Annotated in this window: 1 pseudogene; it reads left to right on the top strand. The window is 54.1% G+C overall.

Annotated features, from left to right (window positions below):
- Positions 1-14 precede the first annotated feature (14 nt).
- A pseudogene (locus BCU12_RS10070) lies at positions 15-649 on the top strand (thrombospondin type 3 repeat-containing protein); the annotation flags it as partial.

Raw genomic sequence — 649 nt, 5'->3', positions numbered from 1 at the left:
TTGATGGCGATAACGTGCCTAATGAGGACGATGACTTCCCTACTGATGCCACGGAATTCACAGACAGCGATGGCGATGATGTGGGGGATAATGCGGATGAATTCCCTGCTGATGCCACAGAATCGAAAGACAGCGATGGTGACGGTGTGGGGGATAATGCGGATGACTTCCCCCAGGATAACACCGAATCTCAAGACAGCGATGGCGATGGTGTGGGGGATAATGCGGATGACTTCCCTCAAGATAACACCGAATCGAAAGACAGCGATGGTGATGGTGTGGGGGATAACGCGGATGACTTCCCTCGTGATGCCACGGAATCGAAAGACAGCGATGGCGATGGCGTGGGGGATAACTTGGATGCGTTCCCAGAGGACGACAGTGAGCGTTACGATTTAGACAAGGATGGTGTGGGGGATAACGCGGATGTGTTTCCTGACAACGCGGAAGAGTCGGTCGACACCGATGGCGATGGTGTGGGGGATAACAGTGACCCGGATATTGATGGCGATGGTGTGGCTAACGAGGACGATGATTTCCCGAGTGACGCCACGGAATCGAGAGACAGTGACGGTGACGGCACGGGGGATAATGCGGATGAATTCCCAAGTGATGCCACAGAATCGAAAGACAGTGACGGCGATGGTGT

Source organism: Vibrio sp. 10N.261.55.A7 (assembly GCF_002877365.1).
Taxonomy (GTDB): domain Bacteria; phylum Pseudomonadota; class Gammaproteobacteria; order Enterobacterales; family Vibrionaceae; genus Vibrio.
This window is presented reverse-complemented; position numbering and strand designations above follow the sequence as displayed.